Source organism: Pseudomonas canadensis, assembly GCF_000503215.1.
Lineage (GTDB): Bacteria > Pseudomonadota > Gammaproteobacteria > Pseudomonadales > Pseudomonadaceae > Aquipseudomonas > Aquipseudomonas canadensis.
The window spans coordinates 112760-138295 of the sequence record NZ_AYTD01000014.1; the positions used below are offsets into that span (position 1 = coordinate 112760).

Annotated in this window: 24 protein-coding genes; 19 read left to right on the forward strand and 5 right to left on the reverse strand. The window is 61.4% G+C overall.

Annotation, left to right across the window (positions count from 1 at the left end; all coding sequences use genetic code 11):
- Positions 1 to 54 precede the first annotated feature (54 nt).
- On the reverse strand, positions 55 to 684 hold the full coding sequence (locus U367_RS0115630; protein ID WP_016975422.1) for an L-threonylcarbamoyladenylate synthase: 630 nt from the start codon (positions 682 to 684) through the stop codon (positions 55 to 57).
- Positions 685 to 697: 13 nt separating this feature from the next.
- The gene (locus tag U367_RS0115635; protein WP_028617721.1) at positions 698 to 1561 is read right to left on the reverse strand and encodes a PHP domain-containing protein; all 864 of its coding nucleotides are present in this window, start codon (positions 1559 to 1561) and stop codon (positions 698 to 700) included.
- Positions 1562 to 1648: 87 nt separating this feature from the next.
- On the opposite strand from U367_RS0115635, the gene U367_RS0115640 reads away from it, so the two are divergent.
- The 7 genes from U367_RS0115640 to U367_RS0115670 all read left to right on the forward strand — a co-directional run bounded on the left by U367_RS0115640 (position 1649) and on the right by U367_RS0115670 (position 7157).
- Entirely contained in the window at positions 1649 to 2245 is a 597-nt protein-coding gene (locus U367_RS0115640; RefSeq protein ID WP_028617722.1) for a septation protein A, read from the forward strand.
- Between the two features lies 1 nt (position 2246).
- Complete coding sequence (locus U367_RS0115645; RefSeq protein ID WP_015885584.1) at positions 2247 to 2546, forward strand: YciI family protein; 300 nt, start codon at positions 2247 to 2249, stop codon at positions 2544 to 2546.
- 106 nt (positions 2547 to 2652) lie between these two features.
- Complete coding sequence (locus U367_RS0115650; protein WP_028617723.1) at positions 2653 to 3060, forward strand: translation initiation factor 2; 408 nt, start codon at positions 2653 to 2655, stop codon at positions 3058 to 3060.
- A gap of 7 nt (positions 3061 to 3067) precedes the next feature.
- Positions 3068 to 3745: a response regulator transcription factor gene (locus tag U367_RS0115655; RefSeq protein ID WP_028617724.1), complete on the forward strand. Its 678-nt coding sequence runs from the start codon at positions 3068 to 3070 to the stop codon at positions 3743 to 3745.
- Positions 3746 to 3890: 145 nt separating this feature from the next.
- A complete protein-coding gene (locus U367_RS0115660; protein WP_016975427.1) occupies positions 3891 to 4355 on the forward strand; it encodes an LTXXQ domain-containing protein in 465 nt (154 codons plus the stop codon).
- 68 nt (positions 4356 to 4423) lie between these two features.
- Positions 4424 to 5767, forward strand: coding sequence for a sensor histidine kinase (locus tag U367_RS0115665; protein ID WP_028617725.1), 1344 nt, complete (start codon positions 4424 to 4426; stop codon positions 5765 to 5767).
- Positions 5768 to 5807: 40 nt separating this feature from the next.
- On the forward strand, positions 5808 to 7157 hold the full coding sequence (locus U367_RS0115670; RefSeq protein WP_028617726.1) for a CoA transferase: 1350 nt from the start codon (positions 5808 to 5810) through the stop codon (positions 7155 to 7157).
- A 114-nt stretch (positions 7158 to 7271) separates the two neighbouring features.
- On the opposite strand, the gene U367_RS0115675 is transcribed toward U367_RS0115670, so the two are convergent.
- On the reverse strand, positions 7272 to 8135 hold the full coding sequence (locus U367_RS0115675; RefSeq protein ID WP_028617727.1) for a DNA-3-methyladenine glycosylase family protein: 864 nt from the start codon (positions 8133 to 8135) through the stop codon (positions 7272 to 7274).
- A complete protein-coding gene (gene arcD / locus U367_RS0115680) occupies positions 8132 to 9559 on the reverse strand; it encodes an arginine-ornithine antiporter (RefSeq protein ID WP_028617728.1) in 1428 nt (475 codons plus the stop codon). Before arcD (U367_RS0115680) ends, U367_RS0115675 begins: the two co-directional genes overlap by 4 nt.
- 449 nt (positions 9560 to 10008) lie before the next feature.
- On the opposite strand from arcD (U367_RS0115680), the gene arcD (U367_RS0115685) reads away from it, so the two are divergent.
- From arcD (U367_RS0115685) to U367_RS0115740, 12 genes are all read left to right on the forward strand, one after another.
- Positions 10009 to 11436: an arginine-ornithine antiporter gene (arcD, locus tag U367_RS0115685; protein WP_028617729.1), complete on the forward strand. Its 1428-nt coding sequence runs from the start codon at positions 10009 to 10011 to the stop codon at positions 11434 to 11436.
- A 33-nt stretch (positions 11437 to 11469) separates the two neighbouring features.
- Positions 11470 to 12726: an arginine deiminase gene (arcA, locus tag U367_RS0115690; protein ID WP_028617730.1), complete on the forward strand. Its 1257-nt coding sequence runs from the start codon at positions 11470 to 11472 to the stop codon at positions 12724 to 12726.
- A gap of 69 nt (positions 12727 to 12795) precedes the next feature.
- Positions 12796 to 13806: an ornithine carbamoyltransferase gene (locus tag U367_RS0115695; protein ID WP_016973242.1), complete on the forward strand. Its 1011-nt coding sequence runs from the start codon at positions 12796 to 12798 to the stop codon at positions 13804 to 13806.
- Between the two features lie 140 nt (positions 13807 to 13946).
- Positions 13947 to 14876 carry a carbamate kinase gene (gene arcC / locus U367_RS0115700; protein ID WP_028617731.1) on the forward strand — a complete coding sequence of 310 codons (930 nt, stop codon included), beginning with the start codon at positions 13947 to 13949 and terminating at the stop codon, positions 14874 to 14876.
- 18 nt (positions 14877 to 14894) lie between these two features.
- Positions 14895 to 15257, forward strand: coding sequence for a DUF5064 family protein (locus U367_RS0115705; RefSeq protein WP_028617732.1), 363 nt, complete (start codon positions 14895 to 14897; stop codon positions 15255 to 15257).
- Between the two features lie 164 nt (positions 15258 to 15421).
- On the forward strand, positions 15422 to 16930 hold the full coding sequence (locus tag U367_RS0115710) for a sigma-54-dependent transcriptional regulator (RefSeq protein ID WP_028617733.1): 1509 nt from the start codon (positions 15422 to 15424) through the stop codon (positions 16928 to 16930).
- A gap of 319 nt (positions 16931 to 17249) precedes the next feature.
- Entirely contained in the window at positions 17250 to 17633 is a 384-nt protein-coding gene (gene gcvH, locus U367_RS0115715) for a glycine cleavage system protein GcvH (RefSeq protein ID WP_015885597.1), read from the forward strand.
- A 10-nt stretch (positions 17634 to 17643) separates the two neighbouring features.
- Entirely contained in the window at positions 17644 to 20490 is a 2847-nt protein-coding gene (gene gcvP, locus U367_RS0115720) for an aminomethyl-transferring glycine dehydrogenase (RefSeq protein WP_028617734.1), read from the forward strand.
- Between the two features lie 133 nt (positions 20491 to 20623).
- Positions 20624 to 22000, forward strand: a complete 1377-nt coding sequence (locus tag U367_RS0115725) for an L-serine ammonia-lyase (protein ID WP_028617735.1) — start codon at positions 20624 to 20626, stop codon at positions 21998 to 22000.
- 39 nt (positions 22001 to 22039) lie between these two features.
- Positions 22040 to 23164 carry a glycine cleavage system aminomethyltransferase GcvT gene (gene gcvT, locus U367_RS0115730; RefSeq protein WP_028617736.1) on the forward strand — a complete coding sequence of 375 codons (1125 nt, stop codon included), beginning with the start codon at positions 22040 to 22042 and terminating at the stop codon, positions 23162 to 23164.
- A 389-nt stretch (positions 23165 to 23553) separates the two neighbouring features.
- Positions 23554 to 23766, forward strand: coding sequence for a cold-shock protein (locus U367_RS0115735; RefSeq protein WP_003365337.1), 213 nt, complete (start codon positions 23554 to 23556; stop codon positions 23764 to 23766).
- Positions 23767 to 23861: 95 nt separating this feature from the next.
- Entirely contained in the window at positions 23862 to 24350 is a 489-nt protein-coding gene (locus U367_RS0115740; protein ID WP_028617737.1) for an RDD family protein, read from the forward strand.
- Positions 24351 to 24389: 39 nt separating this feature from the next.
- Here the strand turns inward: U367_RS0115740 and nadA are convergent, their stop codons facing one another.
- Positions 24390 to 25448 carry a quinolinate synthase NadA gene (nadA, locus tag U367_RS0115745; RefSeq protein WP_028617738.1) on the reverse strand — a complete coding sequence of 353 codons (1059 nt, stop codon included), beginning with the start codon at positions 25446 to 25448 and terminating at the stop codon, positions 24390 to 24392.
- Between the last annotated feature and the right edge of the window lie 88 nt (positions 25449 to 25536).

Consider the following 25536-nt stretch of genomic DNA (forward strand, 5'->3'; position numbering starts at 1 on the left):
CGGCAGTTCCTGCTGGGCGCCCGCCTGGCTGTCGACGGTTTCCACGGCCGACATTCAGGCCTCGACCATGAACGGCGCCGGGTCGCCGCAACCCACGCGGATCACTTCGGGTTCGCCGTCGGCCAGGTTGATCACGGTGGAGGCTTTGTTGCCGCCGTAGCCACCGTCGATGATCAGGTCGACGTGCTTTTCCAGCAGGCGGCGCATTTCGTATGGGTCATACAGAGGCTCATCCTCACCCGGCATGATCAGCGACACGCTCATCAACGGCTCACCCAGTTCTTCGAGCAGCGCCAAGGCGATGGGGTGTTCCGGTACCCGCAGGCCGATGGTGCGCTTCTTCGGGTGCAACAACAGGCGCGGCACTTCGCGGGTGGCGTTGAGAATAAAGGTGTAGGGCCCCGGCGTGTGCGCCTTGAGCAGGCGGAAGGTGCCGGTATCGACCTTGGCGAACAGCCCAAGTTGGGACAGATCGCTGCAGATCAGCGCAAAGTTGTGCTTGTCGTCCAACTGGCGCAGGCGTCTTACACGCTCCACCGCGCCCTTGTCGCCGATCTGGCAACCGATGGCGTAGGACGAATCAGTCGGGTAGATCACCACGCCGCCGGCGCGAATGATCTCGACGGCCTGTTTGATCAGGCGCGCCTGGGGGTTTTCCGGATGAATCTGGAAGAATTGACTCACGTGTTCTACCTGTTCAGACGGTGGCAGTAATGGGGTCATGCTTGAATCGCCCCGACAAGAGCGGCAGGTCTTCGGGTACCTGGCGATACTCGCCGATTTCGGACCACCCACCTGGACCATGAAAATCACTGCCGGCACTGACCAGCAGACCAAATTCGCGGGCAAGAATCGCCAGGCTGCCAACCTGTTCGGCGGGTTGATGCCCGTTGACCACTTCGATCGCGTGGCCGCCCGCTCCAATATAGTCGCTGATCAGCTTGCGGCGCTTGCTGCGGGTGAAATCGTAATGCCAAGGATGGGCCAGGCTAACCCAGGCGCCGGAGGCACGCAGGGTCCCGACCGTGTCTTCCAGGGTCGGCCAGTGTTGCTTCACATCGCCCAACTTGCCGGCGCCCAGCCATTTGCGAAAGGCTTCGGCGCGATCTTTGACAAAGCCTTCACGCACCATCCAGTCGGCAAAGTGCGGCCGGGCCGGTGCATTACCGCTGTCGCCCAGTTCCTGCTGGATGGCGCGGGCGCCATCAAGGGCGTTGGGCATGCCTTTGAGGCTGAGCTTGCGACTTATTTCTTCGGACCGCAGCCAGCGGCCATCGTGCAAATCGGCGATGGCCTGCACCAGCGGCGGGGCCTGTTGATCGAAACCGTAGCCGAGCACATGAATGGTGGCGCCGCCCCAAGTGCAGGACAATTCCACGCCGTTGACCAGCTGCATGCCTAGGCTGTGGGCCGCGACCCGGGCCTCGTCGAGACCTTCGAGGGTGTCGTGGTCGGTCAACGCCAGGACTCGCACGCCTTTTTCAAACGCACGCGCGACCAGTACCGCGGGCGCCAGGGCGCCGTCTGAGGCCGTGCTGTGGCAGTGCAAATCAACATTCACGGGGATGTGTAACCTCAAGTCAGCTGGCGCTTTCGCTACCAAGGATGTTTGTTATTATGCCGCCACATCCAGCTTCTGGCTCTTACTGTGAAACAATTCATCGACTTCATCCCGCTGTTGCTGTTTTTCATCGTTACCAAACTCGACCCCAGGGTCATCGATATCGCCGGTCACCCGGTGTCGTTCGGGGGCATCTACAGCGCCACCGCCGTCCTGATCATCAGCTCTATCGTCGTCTATGGCGCTATCTTCATCTCCCAGCGCAAGCTGGAAAAAAGCCAATGGCTCACCCTCATTGCCTGCCTGGTATTCGGCGGACTGACCCTGGCCTTCCACAGCGAAACCTTCCTCAAATGGAAAGCGCCGGTGGTGAACTGGCTGTTCGCGCTGGTCTTTATCGGCAGCCACTTCATTGGTGATCGCCTGCTGATCAAGCGAATCATGGGCCATGCGCTGACCCTGCCGGAGCCGGTGTGGACACGCTTGAACGTGGCCTGGATCGTGTTTTTTCTGTTCTGCGGCGCCGCCAACCTGTTCGTGGCCTTTACCTTCCAGGATTACTGGGTCGACTTCAAAGTGTTCGGCAGCCTGGCCATGACCGTGTTGTTCCTGGTAGGCCAGGGTATCTACCTGTCGCGCCACCTGCATGACGTTGCCCCTACCACGCCTAAAACCGAGGACTGACATGCTCTACGCAATCATTGCCACCGACGTGGCCAACTCGCTGGAAAAACGCCTGAGCGTACGCCCGGCCCATGTCGAGCGCCTCAAGCAGCTGCAGGCCGAAGGCCGTATCGTGCTGGCCGGCCCGCACCCGGCGGTAGACAGCAACGACCCAGGCGATGCGGGTTTCACCGGGAGCCTGATCGTTGCCGAGTTCGCCTCCCTGGCCGATGCCCAGGCCTGGGCCAAGGCTGATCCTTATGTCGCCGCCGGCGTATACGCTGACGTCGTGATCAAGCCGTTCAAGCAAGTCCTGCCTTGATAACGGCCGCGCCGAACCTTATCGGTTCGGCGTACGCCTAATGGCTCATTATTCTCGGTAACCTGCCGACAACGTTCTGAATATTCGTGTGGAATCAGGAGTTCCGATGCGCTTACGTCAGTTGTGTCTGTTGGCAGTGGTAATGATCGGGGCTTCGGCCCACGCTGAAGAAACCTCGAACACCGGCAGTTCCACGCCCCTGTCCTTGAGTGTCGGCGCCCAGATCACCGAGTTGCAGCAACGTTTGAAAGAAAGCGAACGCCAGCGTGAAGAACTGAGCAAGCAACTGCAAAGCGCAGATGCTGCCCGCGAAAGCGCCCAATTGAGTCGCCTTCGCCAAGAGAACCAACGCCTGGCCCAGCAACTCAAAGAGACACAGGGCGGCGCCTTGACCCGCTGGCTGACCGAGCAACAGCAATGGTTCGTCACCGGCGGGGCCGTCGCACTGATCGCCCTGCTGTGCGGGATCTTCGCCAGTGGTGGGCACCGTCGCCGTCGACAATGGCTAAATTGAGTGAGTCATGAGCGAGCTGTTACTGATAGATGATGACCAGGAGCTCTGCGAGCTGCTGACCAGTTGGTTGAGCCAGGAAGGCTTCCAGGTGCGTGCCTGCCATGACGGCTTGAGCGCCCGCAAAGCCTTGGCCGACAGCGCCCCGGCTGCGGTGGTGCTCGACGTGATGCTGCCCGACGGCAGTGGCCTTGAGTTGCTCAAGCAATTGCGCAACGACCACCCGGAACTGCCGGTGCTGATGCTCTCGGCCCGTGGCGAACCGCTGGACCGCATCCTCGGCCTCGAACTGGGCGCCGACGATTACCTGGCCAAGCCCTGCGACCCACGCGAGCTGACTGCCCGCCTGCGTGCCGTATTGCGCCGCAGCCATCCGGCTGCCGTGTCGACCCAGCTGGAATTGGGCGACCTGTGCTTCAGCCCGGTGCGCGGCGTGGTCAGTATCGACGAGCAGGAGTTTACCCTGACTGTTTCCGAAAGCCGCCTGCTGGAAGCCCTGCTGCGCCAGCCCGGCGAACCGCTGGACAAGCAGGAACTGGCGCAGATCGCCCTGGGCCGCAAGCTGACCCTCTACGATCGCAGCCTGGATATGCACGTCAGCAACCTACGCAAAAAGATCGGCCCACACCCGGACGGCCGGCCACGGATCGTGGCGTTGCGTAGCCGGGGCTACTATTACAGCCTCTGAAATCGGGAGCCCCTGGGCTCCTGGTTTTGTCAGCGCCCCCCCAATCGTCTTTACCCAAGCTTTACCCACACCTGACCGCCGCTGACCTTGATCTCCGTAATCTACTCACATCCGGACTCACCGGAATAGAGACAGGAGAATCACCATGCGCAAGACCCTTATCGCTTTGATGTTCGCCGCTGCCCTGCCCACCGTTGCCATGGCGGCAATGCCTGAAGGCCCAGGCCCGATGGGCGGCCCGGAAGGCCACATGATGGGTGGCCCGGGCCACGGCGGTGAACACGGTCCGCGTGGCAAAGGCGGCCCTTTCAGCCAACTGGACCTGAGCAAGGAACAGCGCCAGCAGATCGGCAAGTTGATGGGCGACCAATGGCACGCTCGCAAAGACCTGACCAAGAAGTACTTGGACAAACTGCCAGCCGCTGACCAGAAAGCCATGCAGGACGAAATCGCCGCCGGCAAGCAGAAAACCCAGGCGGACATCCGTGCGGTCCTCAAGCCTGACCAGCAGAAGAAGTTCGACGAGATCGTCAAGCAGCAGGAACAGCGTCGCGCCGAATGGAAGGAATTCCAGGCCTGGAAAGCGCAACAGCCGCAAAAAGCGCAATAATGCACCCGCGTTAACACTCCCAGCCCAGTGGCCCTCGCCACTGGGCTTTTCCTGTTTGAGGGTTTCCTGTGCGTTCATTGTTCTGGCGCATCCTGGCCAGCTTCTGGCTGGCCATCGCCTTGGTTGCCGGGTTGTCGATCCTGCTGGGGCACATGCTCAATCAAGACGCCTGGATTCTCAGCCGTCACCCCGGTCTCAATAACCTGGCCGAAGAGTGGACCCAACTCTACGAGGCCCAGGGCGAGGATGCCGCCCAGGATCTGCTGCAACAGCGCAAGCGCCAGTACCACATCGACGTACAAGTGCTGAATGAAAGCGGCGAGCCGGTGGTGCGCGGCACCTTTCCGCGCCGCGCCGCCGCTTTCGAAGCGCGCCAGAATGACAGCCAGGACGGCCACTTGCCCTGGCGCCGCCTGACCGCCGAGTACACCAGCGAAAAGACCGGCGACACCTACCTGCTGATCTACCGCATCCCCCATCCGGAACTCGACGCCTGGCACCGCAGCAGCCTTTTGTGGCCGTTGAGCGCGTTGGCGATTGCGCTGGTGGTGCTGACCCTGTTCAGCCTGTTGGTGACACTGTCCATCACCCGGCCCCTCAGCCGTTTGCGTGGCGCGGTACATGACCTTGGCCAGGCCACCTATCAGCAAAACAGCTTGGCGCGCCTGGCCAACCGCCGCGATGAATTCGGCGTGCTGGCTACCGACTTCAACCGCATGGGCGCCCGCCTGCAAAGCCTGATCGGCAGCCAGCGCCAGTTGCTGCGCGATGTCTCCCACGAACTGCGCTCGCCCCTGGCGCGCCTGCGGATCGCCCTGGCCCTGGCCGAACGCGCCAGCCCCGAAGAACGGGAAAAACTCTGGCCGCGCCTGACCCGTGAATGCGACCGGCTGGAAGCCTTGATCAGCGAAATCCTGGTACTGGCCCGTGTCGATGCCGACAACGCCAGCGCCGAAGAGGTCGACCTCACTTCCCTGCTCAAGACCCTGCAAAAGGACGCCCAACTCGGCGCGCCGGACCAGCTAGTGCAACTGGACGCCGACACCGACCTGCACCTGAAGGGCTGGCCGACCATGATCGAACGCGCGGTGGATAACCTGCTGCGCAATGCCCAGCGCTTCAATCCACAGGGCCAGCCGATTGAACTGCATGCGCAGCGCCAGGGTGATCGGATCCTGATCAGCGTGCGCGACCACGGCCCCGGCGTTGAGGCCGAACACTTGAGCCAGCTCGGCGAACCCTTCTACCGCGCCCCCGGCCAGACCGCACAAGGCCATGGCCTGGGCCTGGCGATTGCGCGTCGCGCCGCCGAACGCCATGGTGGCAGCCTGATCTTAGCCAATCATCCTGACGGCGGTTTTGTTGCCAGTATCGACCTGCCGTTGGAACCTGGGGTTGTCACACCGGCCTGATGATCTTCTATAGTGGCCCTTCTCTTACGGAGGGCCTTTGATGACTGACCTGCTGACTCCCATCCAAGCCGCACTCGCTCTACCACAAACACCACTGACCTTTACCGAAGCCGGCGCCCTGCCCTCGACCTTCGCCGTCACTGAGCTGGCCAGCGCCAGCATCGGCGCTGCCGGCCAGGCGGTGGCGCAACTGATCCAGCAACAGACCGGGCGCCTGCCCAGCGTCATTGTGGACCGGCGCCTAGCCTCCTTCTGGTTTTCTTCTTCGATCCGCCCGGTAGGCTGGGAAACACCACCGCTGTGGGACCCGGTGGCCGGCGACTATGCCAGCGCCGATGGCTGGATTCGACTGCACACCAATGCGCCCCACCACCGCGCGGCGGCTGAGCGTGTGCTGGGCAAGGTGACCGAGCGGGCCGAAATGGCCGTCAAGGTCGCCAAATGGAACGCCGCCGAGCTGGAGCAGGCGCTTGTCGATGAAGGGGGTTGCGCCGCGCAGATGCGTGACTGGCAAGCCTGGCAGGCACATCCCCAAGGGCTGGCAGTGAATGCTGAGGAGCTGGTGCAGCGCCAGACCTTTGCAACCACCACCCACAAGCCCTGGCTCGGCTCGGTTGCGCGGCCACTGGCGGGCCTCAAGGTATTGGACCTGACCCGCGTGTTGGCCGGCCCGGTGGCCAGCCGCTTTCTCGCAGGCCTGGGCGCTGACGTGCTGCGCATCGATTCACCCACCTGGAATGAGCCCGGCGTAGTACCGGAAATGACCCTGGGCAAACGCTGCGCCCGCCTGGATTTGAAAAGCCCGGAAGGCCGGCAGGTTTTCGAAGGCCTGCTCAAGGAAGCCGACATCCTGTTCCACGGCTACCGCGCCGATGCCCTGGAACAGCTGGGTTACACCGCCGATGGACTGCAAACCCTGGCCCCCGGCCTGATCGACGTGAGCCTCAACGCCTATGGTTGGAGCGGCCCGTGGCGCAACCGTCGTGGTTTCGACAGCCTGGTGCAGATGAGCAGCGGAATCGCCGCCGCTGGCATGGCCTGGAAACAGACGGACAAACCGGTGCCCCTGCCGTTGCAGGCGCTGGATCACGCGACCGGGTATTTGATGGCGGCCAGTGCGATCCAGGCATTCAGTGAACGGGTGAAAACCGGGCGGGGTGGTTCGGCGTGGTTATCATTGGCGCGTACGGCGAAGTTGCTGGTAGAGGCGGGACAGGTGCCGGAGCAGCCAGCGTTGCGCGCCGAAGAGCCAGCAGATCAAGGCCTGTTGGCGGAGCAGACAGCCTGGGGCCAGGCACATCGATTGTTGCCACCGGTCGCTATCAGCGGCACGCCGTTGCAGTGGGATTTGCCGGCTGGGGAATTGGGTTCACACCGGCCTCAGTGGTGACCTTGAGTCCGCATTCGCGAGCAAGCCCGCTCCCATATTTTGACCGAATACCTCCATGGAATGCGGTCGAATGTGGGAGCGGGCTTGCTCGCGAAGAGGCCAGTACAGGCACTCTTAATCCGCCCGCTGCAGCGACGCCCACAAATGCTGCGCCGCATACGCCCGGAGCGGGCGCCAAGCCTCGGCCCGCGCCAACAACTGCCGCGCCGAAACCGGCCCACCTTCCAATGCCACCAACGCATTGATCAACCCGATATCCCCCGACGCAAACGCATCCGCCTCGCGCATCTGGCGCATGGCGATGTACTGCGCGGTCCAATCGCCAATCCCCGGCAACGCCACCAACCGTGCCACACCAGCCTTGAGGCTGGCCTGGGGTTCGAACAATCGGGGATCATCCAGCAACGCCTGGGCCACGCCCGACAAGGTCCGCCCACGCGCCTTGGGCATGCCCAGCGTCGCCAGGTCCGCCGCCGCCAACACCTCAGCGGCGGGGAACACATGGGTGATACCGACATGCGGCGTTGCCAACGGCTGACCGTAGTGCGCCACCAACTTGCCCGCCAGACGAATCGCGGCGACCACGGTGATTTGCTGGCCGAGCACCGCGCGAATCGCCAGCTCCAGACCATCCCAGGTGCCCGGCACACGCAAGCCCGGACGCGCTGCGACCAGTTGCGCCATCAATGGGTCCGTCGCCAGTTGCGGGTTGATCAACTGGGGCTGGGCATCCAGATCGAACATCGTGCGCAGACGCCGTTCGATCTCAGGCAACGCCGCCGGGTCTGGAAAACCCACCTCCACGTCTAGCCAATCGCCATCCCCCATCGCCACGCTGATCCAGCCGTGCTGCCCGCCGAGGCTGATACTGCGCCGGTACACCCCCGCCTCGACCGTCTCCATCCCGCCGATCGCCCGCGCCGACAGAAACCCCACCATTGCCGCCCAGTCGTAGGGTGGCTGATACGCCAGTCTCACAACGACAACACCCCGCTGTACAACCCATACGCCGCCAGCCCCGCGCCGGCGATCACGCAGCTGAAAATGCCTTTTTCCATGTGGGTAAACAAGGGTTGGCCCTGCTCACGCTTGGCGAGGGCAAACAGGATCACACCCGGCGCATACAACAGCGCCGACAGCAGCAGGTATTTCAAGCCCCCGGCGTAGAGCAGCCATACGGCGTAGCTGAGGGCAATCAGGCCCACCAGCAGGTCCTTCATGCGCTGGCCGTGGGCGCCTTCATACGTTTCGCCGCGCCCGCTCAACAGCACCGCATAGGCGGCCGACCACAGGTAAGGCACCAGAATCATCGAGGAAGCCAAGTAGATCAGGGTGGTGTAGGTGCTGTGGGAAAACAGCGTGATCACCAGGAAGACCTGGATCATCACATTAGTCAGCCACAGCGCATTGACCGGCACCTGGTTGACGTTTTCCTTTTTCAGGAAGGCCGGCATGGTCTTGTCCTGGGCCGTGGCGTAGAGGATTTCCGCACAGAGCAACGCCCAGGACAGCAAGGCGCCGAGCAACGAGACCGCCAGGCCGATGCTGATCGCCATCGCGCCCCAGGGGCCGACGATGTGTTCGAGCACACCTGCCAGGGACGGGTTCTGCAAGTGCGCAAGTTCCGGCTGACTCATGATCCCCAGGGACAACACATTCACCAGCACCAGCAGTGCCAGCACGCCCAGAAAACCGATGACCGTGGCGCGGCCCACGTCCGAGCGTTTCTCGGCGCGCGCCGAGTACACGCTGGCGCCCTCGATGCCGATAAACACAAACACGGTGACCAGCATCATGTTGCGCACCTGGTCCACCACGCTGCCGATAGTCGGGTTGCCCGCGCCCCAGATATCTCGGGTGAAGATTTCTGCCTTGAATGCCACGCCGGCAATCACGATAAACATCAGCAGCGGCACGATCTTGGCCACGGTGGTGATCTGATTGATAAACGCGGCCTCCTTGATCCCACGCAGCACCAGAAAATGCACGGCCCACAGCAGCAAGGACGCGCAGCCGATAGCCACCGGCGTGTTGCCCTGACCGAATATCGGAAAAAAATAACCGAGGGTGCTGAACAGCAACACGAAGTAACCCACGTTGCCCATCCAGGCGCTGATCCAGTAACCCCAGGCCGACGAGAAGCCCATGTAGTCGCCGAAGCCGGCCTTGGCATAGGCATACACGCCCGAATCCAATTCAGGCTTGCGGTTGGCCAGGGTCTGGAACACGAAGGCCAGGGTCAACATACCCACGGCGGTGATCGCCCAACCGATCAGCACGGCGCCCACCTCGGCGCGAGCGGCCATATTCTGCGGCAACGAGAAAATCCCCCCGCCGATCATCGACCCCACTACCAGGGCGATCAGGGCACTGAGCCGAAGTTTCTGGGCGGGTTGGGACATGAACACTCCTGAATGAATAAAACGCTTTTAGCTGACAACTGTGCACTCAACTAATTAACCCAGCGAGTGTAGCGTTTATTAGAGACCGCGATAAAACACGGCGCTAATAACCCGAGGGCATGACAGTTTATAGGGTTTAGGCTTATTTAGAATTTAAATACGGCAACTACTTTGTCGTGTATTGGCTACTTATTGTCGCCTGTATGAAAAGTTTGCACATTCGGAAAAACGGACTAGCTTAAAACGTCCACACGTAGCACTAAATGATTGACCAATACCGCAGGGACCGCTCTGGAAAGCACCTTTGCGAGGAAAACTATTGCCCACGGCTTTGCACCCTAAGTCATTAATTCACAATGGAATGTGCCAATGAAGTGATCTGAGTCAGCTGTTTGATTAGCGCACGGATTTATTCTGTGGTCTCTCTTCTCCTGCATTGGAGTTATGCGATGTCTGAATCTCCCGGAAAACTTCGATTGGGCGCACTGGTTGCACTTGTCGTCGGCTCAATGATTGGCGGCGGGATCTTCTCACTGCCGCAAAATATGGCCGCCAGTGCCGATGTCGGCGCCGTGTTGATTGGTTGGGTGATTACCGCCATCGGCATGTTGACCCTCGCGTTTGTGTTCCAGACCCTCGCCAACCGCAAGCCCGACCTCGACGGCGGCGTGTATGCCTACGCCAAGGCCGGCTTCGGCGACTACATGGGCTTCTCTTCAGCCTGGGGCTACTGGATCAGCGCCTGGCTGGGCAACGTCGGTTATTTCGTGTTGCTGTTCAGCACCCTCGGTTACTTCTTCCCGCTATTTGGAGAGGGAAATACACCTGCTGCAGTGATCGGTGCGTCGGTGCTGCTGTGGGCCGTGCATTTCCTGGTGCTGCGCGGCATCAAGGAAGCGGCATTCATCAACCTGGTGACCACCGTCGCCAAGGTCGTGCCACTGGTGCTGTTCGTGTTGATCGCGCTGTTTGCGTTCAAGCTGGATATCTTCACCGCTGACATCTGGGGCGTGAAAAACCCGGACCTGGGCAGTGTGATGAACCAAGTGCGCAACATGATGCTGGTCACCGTCTGGGTGTTCATCGGCATCGAAGGCGCGAGCATCTTCTCGTCCCGTGCGGAAAAACGCTCCGACGTGGGCAAGGCCACAGTGATCGGTTTTATCACCGTGCTGTTGTTCCTGATGCTGGTGAACGTGCTGTCCCTGGGCATCATGACCCAACCCGAACTGGCCAAGCTGCAAAACCCATCGATGGCCGCCGTGTTGGAACACGTGGTGGGCCACTGGGGCGCGGTGCTGATCAGCGTCGGCCTGATCATCTCGCTGTTGGGAGCGCTGCTGTCGTGGGTGTTGCTGTGTGCGGAGATCATGTTCGCTGCCGCCAAGGACCACACCATGCCGGAGTTCCTGCGTAGGGAGAATGCCAACCATGTGCCAGTCAACGCTCTGTGGCTGACCAACGCCATGGTGCAACTGTTCCTGGTGATCACGCTGTTTTCCGCCAGCACTTACCTGTCGCTGATCTACCTCGCCACCTCGATGATCCTGGTGCCTTACCTGTGGTCGGCGGCCTACGCCCTGTTACTGGCGGTGCGCGGCGAGACCTACGAAAACGCGCTGAAAGAGCGCAAGAAAGACCTGTTCATCGGCGCCATCGCCCTGATCTACGCGATCTGGCTGCTGTATGCCGGCGGCACCAAATACCTGCTGCTCTCCGCCCTGCTCTATGCGCCCGGCGCGATTCTGTTCGCCAAGGCCAAGCATGAACTGGGCAAACCGATTTTCACCAACGTCGAGAAGCTGATTTTCGCCGCAGTGGTCATTGGCGCCCTGGTGGCGGCCTATGGGCTCTACGACGGCTTCCTGACCCTGTAACACCTGAATCTTTTGTTCACTGGAGGATCTGTAATGACCACGGAAAAAGTGAAGTACGGCGTACATTCCGAAGCCGGCAAACTGCGCAAAGTCATGGTGTGCTCCCCAGGCTTGGCCCACCAGCGGCTGACCCCCAACAACTGCGATGAACTGCTGTTCGATGACGTGCTGTGGGTGGCCCAGGCCAAGCGCGACCATTTCGACTTTGTGACCAAGATGCGCGAGCGGGATATTGATGTGCTGGAAATGCACAACCTGCTCACCGACATCGTCGCCATCCCCGAAGCGCTGGACTGGATCCTGGAGCGCAAGATCACCGCCAACACCGTGGGCCTGGGCCTGGTCGATGAAGTGAGCTCGTGGCTGCGCAGCCTGGAGCCGCGCAAAATCAGCGAATTCCTGATTGGTGGCGTGTCGGCCGATGACCTGCCGAGCAGCTTCGGTGGCAAGACCATCGAGATGTTCCGCGACTTCCTCGGGCATTCCAGCTTCATCTTGCCGCCACTGCCCAACACCCAGTTCACCCGTGACACCACCTGCTGGATCTACGGCGGCGTCACGCTGAACCCGATGTACTGGCCGGCACGACGCCAGGAAACCCTGCTGGCCTCGGCCATCTACAAGTTCCACCCGGAGTTCACCAACGCCGACTTCCAGATCTGGTACGGCGACCCGGATCAGGAACACGGCGCTTCCACGCTGGAAGGCGGCGACGTGATGCCCATCGGCAACGGCGTAGTCCTGATCGGCATGGGCGAGCGTTCGTCCCACCAGGCGATCGGCCAACTGGCGCGCAACCTGTTCAAGAACAAGGCGGTGGAGAAAGTCATCGTGGCCGGCCTGCCGAAATCCCGCGCGGCGATGCACCTGGACACCGTGTTCAGTTTCTGCGACCGCGACCTGGTCACCATCTTCCCCGAAGTGGTCAACCAGATCGTGCCGTTCACCCTGCGCCCGGACGAAAGCAAGCCACACGGCATCGACATCCAGCGCGAGAAAACCAACTTCCTCGACACCGTCGCCGCAGCCCTCAACCTCAAGGCGCTGCGCGTCGTCGAAACCGGCGGCAACAGCTTCGCCGCCGAACGCGAGCAGTGGGACGACGGCAACAACGTGGTGGCGGTGGAGCCTGGCGTGGTGATCGGTTACGACCGCAACACCTACACCAACACCCTGCTGCGCAAGGCTGGTGTGGAAGTCATCACCATCAGCGCCGGCGAACTCGGCCGGGGCCGTGGCGGCGGCCACTGCATGACCTGCCCGATCATCCGCGACCCTATCGACTATTAATTTCCAGGCCTTGGCCGTCGCCCATAAGGCGCCGGCCAGGGGGATAACCTAAACAGAAGGAGATCCATCATGGCTTTCAACATGCGCAACCGCAGCCTGCTGTCACTGATGCACCACACCACCCGCGAGCTGCACTACCTGCTGGACCTGTCCCGCGACCTCAAGCGCGCCAAATACACCGGCACCGAGCGTCCGCACCTGAAGGGCAAGAACATCGCGCTGATCTTCGAAAAAACCTCGACCCGCACCCGCTGCGCCTTCGAAGTCGCGGCCCATGACCAGGGCGCCCACGTCACCTACATCGACCCGGTGTCGTCGCAGATCGGCCACAAGGAAAGCATGAAAGACACCGCCCGCGTATTGGGCCGGATGTTCGACGCCATCGAGTACCGTGGCTTCGAACAGGAAATCGTCGAGGAGCTGGCCAAGTTCGCCGGTGTGCCGGTGTTCAACGGCCTCACTGCTGAATTCCACCCCACCCAAATGATCGCCGACACCCTGACGATGCGCGAGCACAGCGACAAACCGCTGCATGACATCAGTTACGCCTACCTGGGTGACGCACGCTACAACATGGGCAACTCGCTGCTGATGATCGGCGCCAAGCTGGGCATGGACGTGCGCATCGGCGCGCCGAAAGCCCTGTGGCCGCACGAAGATTTCATCAAGCAATGCCAGGCGTTTGCCGAAGAAAGCGGCGCGCGTATCACCATCACCGAAGACCCGAAGGAAGCGGTGAAAGGCGTGGACTTCATCCACACCGATATCTGGGTGTCCATGGGCGAGCCGGTGGAAGCGTGGGACGAGCGCATCGAGCAACTGCTGCCGTACCAAGTCAACGCCAAGATGATGAAAGCCTCGGGCAACCCGCGCGTGAAGTTCATGCACTGCCTGCCGGCGTTCCACAACAGCGAAACCAAGGTGGGCAAGGACATCGCCGCGCGTTATCCAAACCTGGCCAATGGCGTGGAAGTGACCGAGGACGTGTTCGAGTCGCCGGCCAACATCGCGTTTGAGCAGGCGGAGAACCGCATGCATACCATCAAGGCGATTCTGGTGTCGGCACTCGCAGATATCTGACGGATATTCTGTAGGAGCTGGCTTGCCAGCGATAGCCATGTACCTGCCGACATCCCTGTTGGAGGTACAGGCACTATCGCCGGCAAGCCGGCTCCTACATGGACCGTGTTGTTCATGAGCTTTCTAGAAGGACATTCTGTATGCGCATCGTCGTAGCCCTGGGCGGCAACGCCCTGCTCCGCCGTGGTGAACCCATGACGGCGGACAACCAACGCGCCAATATCCGCATCGCCACCGAACAGATCGCCAAGATCCATGCCGGCAACCAGCTGGTGATCGCTCACGGTAATGGTCCGCAAGTCGGCCTGCTGTCGTTGCAGGCGGCGGCCTACACCCAGGTGTCGCCGTACCCACTGGACGTGCTCGGCGCCGAGACCGAAGGCATGATCGGCTACATCATCGAACAGGAACTGGGCAACCTGCTGGACTTCGAAGTGCCGTTCGCCACCCTGCTCACCCAAGTCGAAGTGGACGCCAAGGACCCGGCCTTCCAGAACCCTACCAAGCCCATCGGCCCGGTGTACTCCAAAGCCGAAGCGGAAAAACTCGCCGCCGAAAAAGGCTGGGCCATTGCCCCGGATGGCGACAAGTACCGCCGCGTCGTCGCCAGCCCACGGCCCAAACGCATCTTTGAAATTCGCCCGATCACGTGGCTGCTGGACAAAGGCAGTATCGTGATTTGTGCCGGCGGCGGCGGCATTCCGACGATGTACGGCGAGGACGGCAAGCTGCGCGGCATTGAAGCCGTGATCGACAAGGATCTGTGTTCGTCGCTGCTGGCTTCACAATTGAAAGCCGATTTGCTGGTGATCGCCACCGACGTCAACGCCGCTTTTATCGATTTCGGCAAACCCACCCAAAAAGCCATCGGCCAAGCCCACCCGGACGACATGGAAAAACTCGGCTTCGCCGCCGGTTCCATGGGCCCCAAGGTACAAGCCGCCTGCGAGTTCGCCCGCCAGACTGGCAAAACCGCCGTCATCGGTTCACTCTCGGACATCGAAGCCATCGTCCAGGGCAGCGCCGGTACGCGCATCAGCACGGCAACACCTGGCATCACCTATCTGTGAAGTAGAGGAGAGACGCCTATGGCCACCTTTGAACCGGGTCACCTGCACGTTGAACGTCACGCGCTGAACAAGGATGACTACAGCTACAACCTGTGCATCGACTACGAAGTCAGCCAGGATCCCAAGGAAGGCAAGGGGATGCTGTTCAAGCTCCATGGCTCGGTGCAGGGCAAGGACCTTAAGGAGGAGTTTTTCCTGCCCAAGGACCAGGCGTTCGACTTTGCCCGGCATGCGATGAACATCGCGCAGAAATACGGCATGCCGAAGATTGCCGTGTTGAACGGCTCGATGCACAAGCAGTACGACCAGATGTTCGAGGATGTACGGCGTCAACTGGATGTGAAGGCAGGCGATCCGGTCAAGCCCGAACACCTGGAATAACCGCCCCCCTGTAGGAGCGAGCTTGCTCGCGAAGAACGCAAGATCAACGCGTGCATTCAAGCAACCCGCGTTATCGTTGACGTTTTTCGCGAGCAAGCTCGCTCCTACAGTTTTCACCTCTGGCATACTTGCCGCCTCTCGCTCCCCAGAATTGTTAGCGTCCCATGCGTATCCACGTCAGCTTCATCGACCGCGTCGGCATCACCCAGGAAGTCCTGGCCCTGCTCGGTGGGCGCAATCTCAACCTGGATGCGGTGGAGATGGTGCCGCCCAATGTCTACATCGACGCACCGACCCTCAGCGCCGAGGTGCTTGAAGAACTGCGCGACGCCCTTTTCAGCGTGCACGGCGTACAGGCCGTCACCGTGGTGGACATCCTCCCCGGCCAACGCCGCCACCTGCAACTCGACGCCCTGCTGGCCGCCATGACCGACCCGGTACTGGCGCTGGACAGTGCGGGCAAGATCCTGCTGGCCAACCCGGCGCTGATCGCCCTGTATGGGCGTGAGCCAGCCGGCGAAAGCATCAGCGAGCTGTTCAATGACCCGAAGCTACTCGACACCCTGCTGGAGCAAGGCTTCCGCTTGCCGCTGCGCGAGATCAGCGTCAACGGTCAGACCCTGCTGTTGGACGCCACGCCGATCACCGACGCCGGCGCCCTGCTCACCCTCTATCAGCCCAATCGCATCGGCGAACAACTGTCGGCGCTGCACCATGACCATGCCGAAGGGTTTGACGCGCTGCTCGGTGAATCCCCGGTCATCCGCACGCTAAAGGCCCGCGCGCAGCGGGTGGCGGCGTTGGATGCACCGTTGTTGATCCAGGGCGAAACCGGCACCGGCAAAGAGCTGGTGGCGCGTGCCTGCCATGCGATCAGCGCGCGCCACAGTGCACCCTTCCTGGCGTTGAACTGCGCGGCGCTGCCGGAAAACCTCGCGGAAAGTGAGTTGTTCGGTTATGCGCCAGGCGCCTTTACCGGCGCACAACGCGGTGGCAAGCCGGGGCTGATGGAGCTGGCCAACCAGGGCACGGTGTTTCTGGATGAGATCGGTGAGATGTCGCCGTACTTGCAGGCCAAGCTGCTGCGGTTTCTCAACGACGGCAGCTTCCGGCGCGTGGGCGGGGACCGTGAAGTGAAGGTCAATGTGCGCATCCTCAGCGCCACCCATCGCGACCTGGAAAAAATGGTCAGCGAGGGCACCTTCCGCGAGGACCTGTTCTACCGCCTCAACGTGCTGAACGTCGAAGTGCCGCCGCTGCGCGAACGCGGCCAGGACATCCTCTTACTGGCGCGTTACTTCATGCAGCAGGCCTGCGCCCAGATCCAGCGCCCGGTGTGCCGCCTGGCACCCGGCACTTACCCTGCGCTGCTGGGCAACCGCTGGCCGGGCAACGTGCGTCAACTGCAGAACGTGATCTTCCGTGCCGCCGCCATTTGCGAAAGCAGCCTGGTGGACATCGGCGACCTGGACATTGCCGGCACCTCGATGGCGCGCCAGGGCGACGGCGAAGTCGACAGCCTGGAACAGGCCATGGAAGATTTCGAACGCAGCCTGCTGGAAAAGCTCTACGCCCACTACCCCTCCACGCGCCAACTGGCTAGCCGCTTGCAGACCTCGCACACGGCCATCGCCCATCGCCTGCGCAAATACGGCATTCCAAATAAGCCCTGAAGCCGAGCTCCCACAGGAATTGCAATTCGAGCGTTAAGTTTGGTCCAGGAACGACATCCAGTGTACTGAAAGCGCTACAGTGGAACGATTTCGCTACAACCTTGTTTTTTGCGCGCCATGCAAGGCTTTGATCCACATAGGCTTTTTTTCAGACGCCCGAGTGTAGCGAAATCGCTACAGCGAATCGGCATATCGTCATAACCGTTTTATTTAACTCGTTGATTTATAACGACTTAACAACCTTGGCCGCGATATTGCTAAGCAACTCCCCATTATTCCAATCCCGTCCACCAGACGAATCTGGCCCCGAGGAGTTTCCATGAGCGAGTTGCGTTTCACTGAAGATCACGAATGGCTGCGCGCCGAAGCCGATGGCAGCGTCACCGTGGGTATCACCGCTTTCGCGCAGAACGCGCTGGGTGATGTGGTTTTCGTGCAACTGCCGGAGTTGCAGGCCTATGACAAGGGTGCCGAGGCGTCCACCGTTGAGTCGGTCAAAGCGGCTAGCGGCGTGTACATGCCTTTGGACGGTGAAGTCCTTGAAGTGAACGACAAATTGGATGGCAGCCCGGAGCTGGTCAACGAAGACCCGATGGGCGAAGGTTGGTTCTTCCGCTTTAAACCCGCTGATGCCAGTGCAGTGGCTAAGCTGTTGGATCAGGATGCGTACGACCGCCTGATCAAAGCCAACGCTGAAGCTTGAGGAGCGCGCCATGACCGTTAATCTGACTACCGCCAACGAATTCATCGCCCGCCACATCGGCCCGCGCCAGGAAGATGAGCAGCAGATGCTCGCCAGCCTGGGCTTCGACTCCCTGGAAGCCCTGAGCGCCAGCGTGATCCCGGAAAGCATCAAGGGCACCAGCGTGCTCGGCCTGGAAGACGGCCTGAGCGAAGCCGACGCACTGGCCAAGATCAAGGCTATCGCCGGCAAGAACCAACTGTTCAAGACTTACATCGGCCAGGGCTACTACAACTGCCACACGCCGTCGCCGATCCTGCGCAACCTGCTGGAAAACCCGGCCTGGTACACCGCCTACACCCCGTATCAACCCGAGATTTCCCAAGGCCGCCTGGAAGCGCTGCTGAACTTCCAGACCCTGATCAGCGACCTCACCGGCCTGCCAATCGCCAACGCCTCCTTGCTCGACGAAGCCACCGCCGCCGCCGAAGCCATGACCTTCTGCAAGCGCCTGAGCAAGAACAAGGGCAGCAACGCCTTCTTCGCCTCGATCCACAGCCACCCGCAAACCCTCGACGTGCTGCGCACCCGTGCCGAGCCCTTGGGCATCGACGTGGTGGTGGGCGATGAACGTGAACTGACCGACATCAGCCCGTTCTTCGGCGCCCTGCTGCAGTACCCGGCCAGCAACGGTGACGTATTCGACTACCGCGCACTGACCGAGCGTTTCCACGCCGCCAACGCCTTGGTGGCCGTGGCCGCCGACCTGCTCGCCCTGACCCTGCTGACCCCACCGGGTGAGTTCGGCGCCGACGTGGCCATCGGCAGCGCGCAACGCTTCGGCGTACCGCTGGGCTTTGGTGGCCCGCACGCGGCGTATTTCTCCACCAAGGATGCGTTCAAACGCGACATGCCGGGCCGTCTGGTCGGTGTGTCCGTGGACCGTTTCGGCAAGCCGGCCCTGCGCCTGGCCATGCAGACCCGCGAGCAACATATCCGCCGCGAGAAAGCCACGTCGAATATCTGCACCGCCCAAGTGTTGCTGGCGAACATCGCCAGCATGTACGCCGTGTACCACGGTCCCAAAGGCCTGACCCAAATCGCCCAGCGTGTGCACCAGCTGACCGCGATCCTGGCCAAGGGCCTGACCGCCCTGGGCTTGAAGGTCGAGCAGGAAAATTTCTTCGACACCATCACCCTCAACACCGGCGCCAACACTGCCGCGCTGCACGACAAGGCGCGCACCCAGCGCATCAACCTGCGTGTGGTGGATGGTGAGCGTCTTGGTGTGTCGGTGGACGAAACTACCACCCAGGCCGATATCGAAACCCTGTGGGCAATCTTCGCCGACGGTAAGGCCCTGCCGGACTTCGCCGCCAAAGTAGACAGCACCCTGCCGGCCGCGCTGCTGCGCCAGTCACCAGTCCTCAGCCATCCGGTGTTCAACCGTTATCACTCCGAAACCGAGCTGATGCGCTACCTGCGCAAACTGGCCGACAAGGACCTGGCGCTGGACCGCACCATGATCCCGCTGGGCTCGTGCACCATGAAGCTCAACGCTGCCAGCGAAATGATCCCGGTGACTTGGGCCGAGTTTGGCGCCCTGCACCCGTTCGCTCCGGCTGAGCAAAGCGCTGGCTACCTGGAGCTGACCTCCGACTTGGAGGCCATGCTCTGCGCCGCCACCGGTTATGACGCGATTTCCCTGCAGCCGAACGCCGGTTCCCAGGGCGAGTACGCGGGCCTGCTGGCCATCCGCGCCTATCACCAGAGCCGTGGCGATGAGCGCCGCGACATCTGCCTGATCCCCTCGTCGGCCCACGGCACCAACCCGGCCACCGCCAACATGGCGGGCATGCGCGTGGTCGTGACTGCGTGCGATGCACGCGGTAACGTGGACATCGAAGACCTGCGCGCCAAGGCCATCGAGCACCGTGACCACCTCGCCGCGCTGATGATCACCTACCCGTCCACCCACGGCGTGTTCGAAGAAGGTATCCGCGAAATCTGCGGCATCATTCACGACAACGGCGGCCAGGTGTACATCGATGGCGCCAACATGAACGCCATGGTGGGCCTGTGCGCACCGGGCAAGTTCGGCGGCGACGTGTCCCACCTGAACCTGCACAAGACCTTCTGCATCCCGCACGGCGGTGGTGGCCCGGGCGTTGGTCCGATTGGCGTCAAATCGCACCTCACGCCGTTCCTGCCCGGCCACGCGGCCATGGCGCGCAAGGAAGGCGCGGTGTGTGCGGCGCCGTTCGGCAGCGCGAGCATCCTGCCGATCACCTGGATGTACATCAGCATGATGGGCGGTGCGGGCCTCAAGCGCGCTTCGCAACTGGCGATCCTGAATGCCAACTACATCTCCCGTCGCCTCGAAGAGCACTACCCAGTGCTCTACACCGGCAGCAACGGCCTGGTGGCCCACGAATGCATCCTCGACCTGCGCCCACTCAAAGACAGCAGCGGCATCAGCGTAGACGACGTGGCCAAGCGCCTGATCGACTTCGGCTTCCATGCGCCGACCATGTCGTTCCCGGTGGCCGGCACCTTGATGATCGAGCCGACCGAAAGCGAATCCAAGGAAGAACTGGACCGCTTCTGCAACGCGATGATTGCCATCCGCGAAGAAATCCGCGCGGTGGAAAACGGCACCTTGGACAAGGACGACAACCCGCTGAAAAACGCGCCGCATACCGCCGCTGAACTGGTGAGCGAGTGGACCCATCCCTACACCCGCGAGCAAGCGGTGTATCCGGTGCCATCCTTGATCGAAGGCAAGTACTGGCCGCCGGTGGGGCGTGTGGACAACGTGTTTGGCGATCGCAATCTGGTGTGTGCGTGCCCATCGATCGAGAACTATCAGGAAGCGTAAACGCAACCTTCCCTGTAGGAGCCGGCTTGCCGGCGATGGCGGCCTCGAGGCCCGCATCGCCGGCAAGCCGGCTCCTACAAGATCGGGTGCCCCCGTGAATGCGTGCCCAATAATAAGAAACCGGAGAACAACCATGTCTTTAAGCGTGTTCGACCTGTTCAAGATTGGCATTGGCCCCTCCAGCTCCCACACCGTCGGCCCGATGCGCGCCGCCGCTCGGTTCGTCGAGGGCCTCAAGCGTGACAACCTGCTGAGCGCTACCGCCGGCATCAAGGTGGAACTCTACGGATCGCTGGGCGCCACCGGCAAAGGCCACGGCAGTGACAAGGCTGTGTTGTTGGGCCTGGAAGGCGAACACCCGGACACCGTGAATACCGAAACCGTGACCACCCGCCTGGCGCAGATGCGCAAGGACGGCCACTTGAATTTACTCGGCGAACACAGCATTGCGTTCAACGAGAAAGAACACCTGGCGATGATTCGCAAACCCCTCGCCTACCATCCCAATGGCATGATTTTCCGTGCCTTCGACGCCGCCAATATCCAGATCCGCAGCCGCGAGTACTACTCGGTCGGTGGTGGATTTGTGGTGGATGAAGACGCCGCCGGCGCCGACCGGATTGTCGAGGATGCCACAGCGCTGACCTTCCCCTTCAAGCATGCCAAAGACCTCCTCGGCCATTGCACCACCTACGGGCTGTCCATCAGCCAGGTGATGCTGACCAACGAGAGCGCCTGGCGCCCGGAGGCGGAAACCCGCGCCGGGCTGCTGAAGATCTGGCAAGTGATGCAGGACTGTGTGGACGCGGGCTGTCGCAACGAAGGGATTCTGCCCGGCGGCTTGAAGGTCAAGCGTCGCGCCGCGGCCCTGCATCGCCAGTTGTGCAAACACCCGGAGTCGGCGCTGCGCGACCCACTGTCGGTACTCGACTGGGTCAACCTTTACGCCCTGGCCGTCAACGAAGAAAACGCCAACGGCGGCCGCGTGGTCACGGCGCCCACCAATGGAGCGGCAGGCATCGTGCCGGCGGTGCTGCATTACTACATGCGCTTTATCCCCGGCGCGAACGAAGACGGTGTGGTGCGCTTTCTGCTCACCGCCGCCGCCATCGGGATTTTGTACAAGGAAAACGCGTCGATCTCCGGCGCAGAAGTTGGCTGCCAGGGTGAAGTCGGCGTGGCTTGCTCCATGGCGGCCGGCGCGTTGTGCGAAGTCTTGGGCGGCAGCGTATCCCAGGTGGAAAACGCCGCCGAAATCGGCATGGAGCACAACCTCGGCCTGACCTGCGACCCGATTGGCGGGCTGGTGCAGGTGCCCTGTATCGAGCGCAATGCGATGGGCTCGGTCAAGGCGATCAATGCGGTGCGCATGGCTTTGCGCGGCGATGGGCAGCACTTTGTGTCCCTCGACAAGGTCATCCGCACCATGCGCCAGACCGGCGCCGACATGAAAAGCAAATACAAGGAAACCGCCCGTGGCGGTTTGGCGGTCAACATTATCGAGTGCTGACGCCTAACGGCGCGCCAGCACGTTTTTCAGGAGCTGAATATGTCCACCGAAACCCTGTTGAAAACTCCATTGCACGCCCTGCACATCGAGCTGGGCGCACGCATGGTGCCCTTCGCCGGCTATGACATGCCGGTGCAATACCCGTTAGGCGTGATGAAGGAACACCTGCACACCCGTGATCAGGCCGGGCTGTTCGACGTGTCCCACATGGGCCAGATCCGCCTCACCGGGGCCAATGCTGCTAAAGCCTTGGAAACCCTGGTGCCGGTCGACATCATCGACCTGCCGGTGGGCATGCAGCGCTACGCGATGTTCACCAATGACCAGGGCGGTATTCTCGATGACCTGATGGTGGCGAACCTGGGTAACGACGAACTGTTCCTGGTGGTCAACGCCGCCTGCAAGGACCAGGACCTGGCACACCTGCGCCAGCATATCGGTGACCTGTGCACCATTGAGCCGCTGTTCGAAGAACGTGCACTCCTGGCCCTGCAAGGTCCGGCGGCGGTGAAGGTACTGGCGCGCCTGGCACCGGAAGTCACCAAGATGACCTTCATGCAGTTCGCCACGCTGCGCCTGCTGGGCGTGGACTGTTATGTCAGCCGTTCGGGCTACACCGGCGAAGACGGCTTCGAGATCTCCGTGCCTGCCGCCAATGCCGAAAGCCTTGCGCGCAGCCTGCTGGCCGAGACCGAAGTACAAGCCATCGGCCTGGGTGCCCGCGACTCGCTGCGCCTGGAAGCTGGCCTGTGCCTGTACGGCCACGACATGAACGCCGACACCACACCAATCGAAGCCAGCCTGCTGTGGGCGATCTCCAAGGCCCGCCGTGCCGACGGTACGCGTGCCGGTGGCTTCCCGGGTGCGGACAACATCTTCACCCAGCAGCAAACCGGTGTGAGCCGCAAACGAGTAGGTTTGTTGCCACAAGAGCGCACGCCCGTACGTGAAGGCGCGGAAATCGTCGACGCAGACGGCACCGTGATCGGCACCGTGTGCAGCGGTGGCTTCGGTCCGACCCTGGGCGGCCCGCTGGCCATGGGTTACCTGGACAGCGCATTCATCGCGCTGGATACCGAAGTGTCTGCGTTGGTACGTGGGAAAAAGGTGCCACTTCGTGTAAGTAAAATGCCATTTGTACCGCAACGTTACTACCGTGGCTGATTGACTGTTTCTATAAGTAACGCGACTGCGTTAACGCGCACTAATTTGTAACGCAATCGCCATAAAACAGTGCACTCCCGATAGTCTTTCTTATAGGGACCCCGCTATAACAAGTGATCAACTCTATCGAATAAGTGGGATCCACTACATCCACCCAAGTGCCATAAGCCCTAGCAAAACCTGGGCTTTTGGCAGGGCTTGTTTTTTCTCCATTAGTTGGCGTAGAGTTTGCCCACTGTGTTTGCATGGGTCGCTTGGAACCTGGACCTGGGCAGTAGCCAAACTTAGCTACAACCCGTTCGACGTCTCTTACTTTCCTGCAACCCAGCCCAGTACTCTTTCATGCGAAAGGGGCTGTCATTAATTTTTAGCGTCAAGGAAATAAGAAAATGGCTGAACGTCAGAGCGGTACCGTCAAGTGGTTTAACGACGAGAAAGGGTTTGGTTTTATCACTCCAGAAAGCGGTCCGGATCTGTTCGTGCATTTCCGCGCTATTCAGGGCAACGGCTTCAAGAGCCTGAAAGAAGGCCAGAAAGTGACGTTCGTTGCTGTGCAAGGCCAAAAAGGCATGCAGGCTGACGAAGTACAAGCAGAAGGCTGATCCCTCCTGCGACAAAAAGCCCCTGATGGTGACATCAGGGGCTTTTTTATGTGCGTTTGCTCGTAAAATGGCTTTTTTCATCAGAGAGCCCTGCCATGTCAAAACCCCTGCTGAGCCCCCAAGGCGAGTTCCCCGCCGTTGGCCTGGGCCGTCGCCTGGCAGCGATGTTCTATGACTTCCTATTATGCACTGCACTTCTGATCGTCACCGCGTTCGCCTACAAGCTGATCTGGATCGCGTTTGTCGGTGAAGCCAAGATGCGCACCCTCACCGAGTCCGGCGCGCTGGACGGCGACCCGTTGCTGTCGACGATTCTGTTGTTTGTGCTGTTCGGCTTCTTTGCCAAGTTCTGGACCCATTCCGGGCAGACCCTGGGCATGCAGGTGTGGGGCGTGCGCGTGCAGAACGCCGATGGCTCACGGATCAGCCTGTGGCAGGCGCTGTTGCGCTTTGTGGTGTCGATTGCGTCGTGGTTGTGCGTGGGGCTGGGATTTATCTGGTCGCTGGTGGATAAGCGCAAACGCAGCTGGCATGACATCTATTCCGACAGCCAGCTGGTTCGTATCCCCAAACAGAAAAAGTAACCGCTCTTTGCAGGAGCCGGCTTGCCGGCTCCTGCAAGGTTATGCGTTGCCGGCCAGCTTGAGGCGGGCGGCCTGGGTGAAATCCAACATGCGCTTGAGCGGGCGCACTGCCTGCGGAATCACGGACGGCTCGACGAAGATCTCGTTGCTGCCCTCACGCAGGCACTGCAGCGTGCGCTCCAGCGTGTTCATCGCCATCCACGGGCAATGCGCGCAACTGCGGCACGCTGCGCCGTTGCCGGCGGTAGGCGCCTCGACAAAGACCTTGTCCGGACACAGCTGCTGCATCTTGTAGAAAATGCCGCGGTCAGTGGCGACGATGAAGGTTTTGTTCGGCAGGCGCTGAGCGGCAGCAATCAATTGACTGGTCGAACCTACGGCATCCGCCAATTCGATCACCGCCGTCGGCGATTCCGGGTGCACCAAAATCGCTGCATCCGGGAACAACGCCTTCATGTCTTCAAGCTGCTTGGACTTGAACTCTTCGTGGACGATGCAGGCACCGTCCCACAGCAGCATGTCGGCACCGGTCTGACGCTGGATATAGGTGCCCAGGTGCTTGTCCGGACCCCAGATAATCGTCTCGCCGTTGTCCATCAGGCTTTCGACGATTTCCAATGCACAGCTGGAAGTCACCACCCAATCCGCTCGGGCTTTGACCGCCGCCGAGGTGTTGGCGTACACCACCACGGTGCGCTCGGGATGCTGGTCGCAGAACGCCGAGAATTCCTCCACCGGGCAACCCAGGTCCAGGGAACACGTGGCTTCCAGAGTGGGCATGAGGATGCGTTTTTCCGGGGTGAGGATCTTGGCGGTCTCGCCCATGAAACGCACGCCGGCGACCAGTACGGTCTTGGCCGGGTGGGCGGCGCCGAAGCGGGCCATTTCCAGGGAGTCGGAGACGCAGCCACCGGTTTCTTCGGCCAGGGCTTGGATCACCGGGTCACAGTAGAAGTGGGCAACCAGCACCGCGTCTTGAGCCTTGAGCTCGGCGGCGATGGCGGTACGCAGGCTCGCCTCTTCGTCAGCGCTGAGAGCCTTGGGCTGCTTGGCGTCGAGGTGGGCTTGAACCAGAAGGCGTTCGGAAATTTGCGTCATGTTCGCAAGACCTGCAGGCGCAGTTGCGCGAAAGTCGAGTGTACCACCGGCTCTGGAGCCCTTCGGGCGCCGCCGGACGAAGTGATTG

What these genes read in the sequence shown, in the direction of transcription:
- U367_RS0115650 (WP_028617723.1), top strand. Translation starts at nt 2,653, where the DNA reads ATGCGCTTACGTCAGTTGTGTCTGTTGGCAGTGGTAATGATCGGGGCT.
- U367_RS0115740 (WP_028617737.1), top strand. Translation starts at nt 23,862, where the DNA reads ATGTCAAAACCCCTGCTGAGCCCCCAAGGCGAGTTCCCCGCCGTTGGC.
- nadA (WP_028617738.1), bottom strand. Translation starts at nt 25,448, where the DNA reads ATGACGCAAATTTCCGAACGCCTTCTGGTTCAAGCCCACCTCGACGCC.
- U367_RS0115660 (WP_016975427.1), top strand. Translation starts at nt 3,891, where the DNA reads ATGCGCAAGACCCTTATCGCTTTGATGTTCGCCGCTGCCCTGCCCACC.
- U367_RS0115655 (WP_028617724.1), top strand. Translation starts at nt 3,068, where the DNA reads ATGAGCGAGCTGTTACTGATAGATGATGACCAGGAGCTCTGCGAGCTG.
- arcC (WP_028617731.1), top strand. Translation starts at nt 13,947, where the DNA reads ATGCGCATCGTCGTAGCCCTGGGCGGCAACGCCCTGCTCCGCCGTGGT.
- gcvP (WP_028617734.1), top strand. Translation starts at nt 17,644, where the DNA reads ATGACCGTTAATCTGACTACCGCCAACGAATTCATCGCCCGCCACATC.
- gcvH (WP_015885597.1), top strand. Translation starts at nt 17,250, where the DNA reads ATGAGCGAGTTGCGTTTCACTGAAGATCACGAATGGCTGCGCGCCGAA.
- U367_RS0115710 (WP_028617733.1), top strand. Translation starts at nt 15,422, where the DNA reads ATGCGTATCCACGTCAGCTTCATCGACCGCGTCGGCATCACCCAGGAA.
- gcvT (WP_028617736.1), top strand. Translation starts at nt 22,040, where the DNA reads ATGTCCACCGAAACCCTGTTGAAAACTCCATTGCACGCCCTGCACATC.
- arcA (WP_028617730.1), top strand. Translation starts at nt 11,470, where the DNA reads ATGACCACGGAAAAAGTGAAGTACGGCGTACATTCCGAAGCCGGCAAA.
- U367_RS0115695 (WP_016973242.1), top strand. Translation starts at nt 12,796, where the DNA reads ATGGCTTTCAACATGCGCAACCGCAGCCTGCTGTCACTGATGCACCAC.
- arcD (WP_028617729.1), top strand. Translation starts at nt 10,009, where the DNA reads ATGTCTGAATCTCCCGGAAAACTTCGATTGGGCGCACTGGTTGCACTT.
- U367_RS0115725 (WP_028617735.1), top strand. Translation starts at nt 20,624, where the DNA reads ATGTCTTTAAGCGTGTTCGACCTGTTCAAGATTGGCATTGGCCCCTCC.
- U367_RS0115705 (WP_028617732.1), top strand. Translation starts at nt 14,895, where the DNA reads ATGGCCACCTTTGAACCGGGTCACCTGCACGTTGAACGTCACGCGCTG.
- U367_RS0115735 (WP_003365337.1), top strand. Translation starts at nt 23,554, where the DNA reads ATGGCTGAACGTCAGAGCGGTACCGTCAAGTGGTTTAACGACGAGAAA.
- arcD (WP_028617728.1), bottom strand. Translation starts at nt 9,559, where the DNA reads ATGTCCCAACCCGCCCAGAAACTTCGGCTCAGTGCCCTGATCGCCCTG.
- U367_RS0115645 (WP_015885584.1), top strand. Translation starts at nt 2,247, where the DNA reads ATGCTCTACGCAATCATTGCCACCGACGTGGCCAACTCGCTGGAAAAA.
- U367_RS0115670 (WP_028617726.1), top strand. Translation starts at nt 5,808, where the DNA reads ATGACTGACCTGCTGACTCCCATCCAAGCCGCACTCGCTCTACCACAA.